The 5,357-nt window shown below is 69.0% G+C and carries 4 protein-coding genes; 1 reads left to right on the top strand and 3 read right to left on the bottom strand.

Going from position 1 to position 5,357, the window contains the following annotated elements:
* The first annotated feature begins 319 nt into the window (after positions 1–319).
* Entirely contained in the window at positions 320–1,672 is a 1,353-nt protein-coding gene (locus tag ABZT02_RS21940; RefSeq protein ID WP_356019644.1) for a polysaccharide lyase family 1 protein, read from the top strand.
* 76 nt (positions 1,673–1,748) lie between these two features.
* Here the strand turns inward: ABZT02_RS21940 and ABZT02_RS21935 are convergent, their stop codons facing one another.
* The 3 genes from ABZT02_RS21935 to ABZT02_RS21925 form a co-directional block, all read right to left on the bottom strand.
* Positions 1,749–2,225, bottom strand: coding sequence for a hypothetical protein (locus ABZT02_RS21935; protein WP_356019643.1), 477 nt, complete (start codon positions 2,223–2,225; stop codon positions 1,749–1,751).
* 77 nt (positions 2,226–2,302) lie between these two features.
* On the bottom strand, positions 2,303–4,018 hold the full coding sequence (metG, locus tag ABZT02_RS21930; protein WP_356019642.1) for a methionine--tRNA ligase: 1,716 nt from the start codon (positions 4,016–4,018) through the stop codon (positions 2,303–2,305).
* 140 nt (positions 4,019–4,158) lie between these two features.
* A partial coding sequence (locus ABZT02_RS21925; RefSeq protein ID WP_356019640.1) for a VWA domain-containing protein occupies positions 4,159–5,357 on the bottom strand: 1,199 nt, incomplete at its 5' end.

Raw genomic sequence — 5,357 nt, 5'->3', positions numbered from 1 at the left:
GCCTCTTTTTTTTTTTTTGTTTCCGTTTCGCCGCGCCCCCCGCGGGGCCCCCCCCCCCCCACTTCGCTGTTCCTCGGCACCTGACGTGCCGCGGCATGAGAGCGCCCGGGACGGGTCACGTCCCGGGCGCCTGTCTTTGGCGGTGAGTCCCCTGCGGCGGCTGCACGGCCGACCAGGCGCCGGTGGGGCCGGCGCCCCGAAATTTCTTCCCGGACACGGCAACCCCCTTGATCCCGGCGGTCACTTGAGGACGAGAGAAGCGCCTTCACCGGTGCTCCATGAAACGCACATGTCCCACCGCCGCTCGTAAGGAATCCCCGTGGCCTCTGCCTCCCACCGCCGGTCCCTCCGCACCCGCCGCACCCTGGTCGTCTCCGCCGCCGTGGTGGCCGCGGGCGTCGGTGCCGGTGCCGTCGTGATGAACGCGAACGCCCAGGCCGTGGACCTGTACCACCAGACGCTCGCCGCGAAGGACGGCTGGGCGTCCTCCGGCACGGGCACGACCGGTGGCACGAAGGCCGACTCCGCGCACACCTTCACCGTCTCCACGCGGGCGCAGCTGGTGAAGGCGCTGGGCTCCGCGTCCGACACGACCCCGCGGATCATCAAGGTCAAGGGCACGATCGACGCCAACACCGACGACGCCGGCAAGAAGCTGACGTGCGCGAACTACGCGGCCGGAACGGGCTATTCGCTGACGTCGTACCTGAAGGCGTTCGACCCGGCGACCTACGGCCGCTCGAAGCTGCCGTCGGGCACGCAGGAGAGCGCGCGTGCCGCCGCGCAGAAGAAGCAGGCCGCGAACATCGTCTTCAAGGTGCCGGCGAACACCACGATCGTGGGGATGCCGGGCACGAACGCCGGGATCTCCGGCGGCATGCTCCAGATCCAGAACGTGGACAACGTCATCGTCCGCAACCTCGCCTTCTCCGCCACCGAGGACTGCTTCCCGCAGTGGGACCCGACGGACGGCGACACAGGCAACTGGAACTCCAACTACGACTCGGTGACCCTGCGCGGTGCCACCCACGTCTGGGCGGACCACAACTCGTTCACGGACGCGCCGCACCTGGACTCCGCGAACCCGAAGTACTTCGGCCGTGAGTACCAGATCCACGACGGGGCGCTGGACATCACCAAGAGCTCGGACCTGGTGACCGTCTCCCGCAACCAGTTCACCAACCACGACAAGACGATGCTGATCGGCAGCAGCGACAGCGAGCCGAGCGGCAAGCTGCGCGTCTCGATCCACCACAACGTGTGGAAGGGCATCGTCCAGCGGGCCCCCCTGGCCCGCGTCGGCCAGATCCACATCTACGACAACTTCTACGACGTGACGACCCTGAACGGCTACGCGCTGCAGTACAGCATCAACTCCCGCGCCAAGGCCCAGGTCGTCGCGGCCGACAACTACTGGAAGGTCCTCTCCACCGTCAAGGTGTCCAAGATCCTCAGCGGTGACGGCACGGGCGCGATCGCGGGCTCCGGCAACCAGGTCAACGGCACGGTGACGGATCTGGTCGCCGCGTACAACGCCGCGTCCTCGAAGGACCTGAAGACGACGGTCAACTGGACGCCGACGCTGACGGCGGGCCTGGAGTCCTCGGCCGCCGCGGTGAAGAACCTGCCGACGTCACTGGCCACGACGACCGGCGCGGGCGTGCTCAAGTAGCACACGAGACACGCGAGGGCCGGGTGACCACGAGCCCCCGGCCCTCGCGTACCGAGGTGGCACCCGGCCGCCCCGCTCAGGTGTCGTAGGTCCCGTCCCACGGCTCCGCGAAGGCGAGACGGTCCGGGTAGAGCTCCGCCCACTGCTCGCCCTCGTCCTCGCGGATCACCAGGCCGAAGCGGACGCCCTCGTGGGTGATGCTGAAGGGACGGATCGCGATGTCCGTGTAGGAGCGGCGGGGGAGACTGCGGAGCAGGGTCGCCCGGTGGACCTGGGCGCGGGTGAGGGGCGAGGCGTCGCCGCTCGGGTCGCGCCGCTGCTCCGCCCAGGTGCCGGCGCACCAGATGTCCGAGTCGCGGTAATTGCCCTCCGTGTCGAAGGTGTGCAGTACCGCGTAGAGGCGTTTCTGATCTTCCCAGCCCTCCTCAAGGTGAAATCCCTCAGGGAAGGCATATGTGATCGACGCCAGGAACTGACCCTCCGCATACCGCCCGATCGTCTCGGTGCGGTGCTTCGGCTCGTACGCGACAGGAATGACCCCGGGCACTGCCATGGCGCAAACCATACGGCTTGGCGCGGACACGGCGATGCCCGGGTCGGTATCCGGACAGCCCGAAAACTGCTCCGGGACTACTCCGGGGAGCCGCCGAAGCGCTCCTTGTAGTTCTCCAGGTCCTCGTCGGTCAGCTTGGCGAAGAGGACCGGCGGGACGGTGAAGGGGGTGCCGGGGGTCAGGGCGGTGAGGGCGCGGGCCTCGTCGGCGGTGACCCAGGTGGCGGTGTCGCTCTCCAGGGAGAACGCCTCGCGCATGGCCTTCGCCGTCGCCGGGATGAACGGCTCCGAGACCACCGCGTACAGGTGGATCAGGTTCATCGCGGTGCGGAGGGTGAGGGCCGCGGCGGGCTGGTCGGTCTTGATCTCCAGCCAGGGGGCCTTCTCCTCCAGGTAGGAGTTGCCCGCCGACCACAGGGCGCGCAGCGCCGCCGCCGCCTTGCGGAACTGGAGCGCCTCCATCTGGGACTCGTACTCCGCGAGGAGGCGGGCGATCTCCTCGCCCAGCTTCGCCTCCGCCTCACCGGGCTCACCGCCCGCCGGGACCTCCTCGCCGAAGCGCTTCTTCGAGAAGGACAGGACGCGGTTGACGAAGTTGCCGAGAGTGTCGGCGAGGTCCTTGTTCACCGTCGCCGTGAAGTGCTCCCAGGTGAAGGACGAGTCGTCCGACTCGGGGGCGTTGGCGATCAGGAAGTAGCGCCAGTAGTCGGCCGGCAGGATGTCCAGGGCCTGGTCGGTGAAGACGCCCCGCTTCTGGGACGTGGAGAACTTCCCGCCGTAGTACGTCAGCCAGTTGAAGGCCTTGACGTAGTCGACCTTCTTCCACGGCTCGCGGACACCGAGCTCGGTGGCCGGGAACATCACCGTGTGGAAGGGGACGTTGTCCTTGGCCATGAACTCGGTGTAGCGGACGTCGGCGTCGACGTCGTACCACCAGGACTTCCAGTCCCGGGCCGACGGGTCCAGGTCCGCCCACTCCTTCGTCGCGCCGATGTACTCGATCGGGGCGTCGAACCAGACGTAGAAGACCTTGCCCTCCGCCGCCAGCTCCGGCCAGGTGTCGGCCGGGACCGGCACGCCCCAGTCCAGGTCGCGGGTGATCGCGCGGTCGTGCAGGCCCTCGGTCAGCCACTTGCGGGCGATGGAGGAGGCCAGCTGCGGCCAGTCGTCCTCGTGCCGGGAGACCCACTCCTCGACCTCGTGCTGGAGCTTGGACTGGAGGAGGAAGAGGTGCTTGGTCTCGCGGACCTCCAGGTCCGTGGAGCCGGAGATCGCCGAGCGCGGGTTGATGAGATCCGTGGGGTCCAGGACGCGCGTGCAGTTCTCGCACTGGTCGCCGCGGGCCTTGTCGTAGCCGCAGTGAGGGCAGGTGCCCTCGACATAGCGGTCCGGGAGGAAGCGGCCGTCGGTGGGCGAGTAGACCTGACGGATCGCGCGCTCTTCGATGAACCCGTTCTCGTTCAGGCGGCGGGCGAAGTGCTGGGTGATCTCGACGTTCTGCTCGCTGGAGCTGCGGCCGAAGTAGTCGAAGGCCAGCGCGAAGCCGTCGTAGACCGCCTTCTGCGCGTCGTGCGCCTGCGCGCAGAACTCGGCGACCGGGAGCCCCTGCTCCTTCGCGGCCAGCTCCGCCGGGGTGCCGTGCTCGTCCGTCGCGCAGATGTAGAGGACGTCGTGGCCCCGCTGGCGCAGGTAACGGGAGTAGACGTCCGCCGGGAGCATGGACCCCACCATGTTGCCCAGGTGCTTGATCCCGTTGATGTACGGAAGGGCGCTGGTGATGAGGTGTCGAGCCATCGGGGGCTGCTCCCAGGTCGGGTCGTCTGTGCGTGCTTGCGAACCTTGAAATCGTAGCCGACACGGGTGGGCCGCCCGCTTCCCGTTTTACGGGGTGGGAAGGGGGCGGCCCGGTGGTGAGCTGTGGTGATCTTCGAGGGTTACGGGCGCCAGTCGGCCAGGATGCCCTCGTAGATCTCCGCGTCCGTGAGTTCCTTCGGGGTCGCGCCGGCGAGGAAGTGGGACGTGTTCGCGAGCTTGAGCTTGCGGAGGTAGTCGAAGGCCTTGTTCTCCGGGTCACCGAAGGCGACGAACGAGAAGAAGACGCCGGGGTGGGTCTTCGCCGCCTCCGTGAGGGCCTGGGTGGCGGGGGTCTTCGCGTCCGGGGCGCCGTCGGTCTGGAAGACGACCAGGGCGGGGGCGTCCGGGGACTCCTTGGTGTGGTGCGCGAGGACTTCCTCTACGGCCGCGTGGTAGCTGGTACGGCCCATGCGGCCGAGGCCGGCGTGGAGGTCGTCGATCTTGTTCTCGTGGTCGGTGAGGGTGAGTTCGCCGGTGCCGTCGAGTTCGGTGGAGAAGAAGACGACGTGGACCTCGGCCTCCGGGTCCAGGTGGGCGGCGAGGGCGAGGGTCTGCTCGCCGAGGGCCTGGGCGGAGCCGTCCTTGTAGTACGGGCGCATGCTCGCGGAGCGGTCCAGGACGAGGTACGTCTTCGCGGTGGTGCCGGTGAGGTTGTGGGCGGAGAGGGTGGCTTCGGCGGCGTCGTAGGCCGTGCGGAGGGTGGGGGGTACGGCCTTGGTGTTCCCACCCGCACCACCACCCGTGACGGTTTCGTCGTCGCCCGCGGGTGCCCCCTGTGGGGCGTCCTCGCCGGCGGCCGCGGCGGCGGTGACCTCGGCGGTCGGCTGCGGCTCGGTCTTCGGCGGTACGACCGTCTCGGACTCCGGAGCCGCTTCGGGCTCGGCGTCGGGGGCGGCGACCTCAGCTGCCGGTTCCGGTTCCACGGTGGTCTCGGGCTCCGCCGCGGCTTCCGGCTCGGGCTCGACCGTCGGCTCCGCTTCCTCCACTGCAGCCGGCTCTTCAGGCTCCTGAGCGGTTGCCTCGGTCTCTGCGGCCGGTTCCGCTTCTGCGACGGGCTCCTCGGGCGCCGTCTCTTCAGAGGCAGGCGCGTCGGGGGCGGCCTTCTTGGAGACGGGCTCCTTGGGTGCGGCCTTCTCGGAGACGGCCACAGCGACCTGCTCCTGAGCGACCGGCTCCTCGACGACCGGCTCCTGGGCGACCGGCTCCTTGACGACCGGCTTCTCAGCGTCCGGCTCCTGGGCGACCGGCTCCTTGACGACCGGCTTCTCAGCGTCCGGCT

It is taken from the genome of Streptomyces sp. NPDC005402 (assembly GCF_040606575.1).
Classification (GTDB): Bacteria; Actinomycetota; Actinomycetes; order Streptomycetales; family Streptomycetaceae; genus Streptomyces.
The sequence above is the reverse complement of the archived record's forward strand: the minus strand, read 5'-3'. Positions and strand labels throughout refer to the sequence as shown.

Bases quoted from the DNA above. Each gene is read 5' to 3' on its own strand.
- ABZT02_RS21935 (WP_356019643.1), bottom strand. From the start codon at position 2,225: ATGGCAGTGCCCGGGGTCATTCCTGTCGCGTACGAGCCGAAGCACCGC.
- metG (WP_356019642.1), bottom strand. From the start codon at position 4,018: ATGGCTCGACACCTCATCACCAGCGCCCTTCCGTACATCAACGGGATC.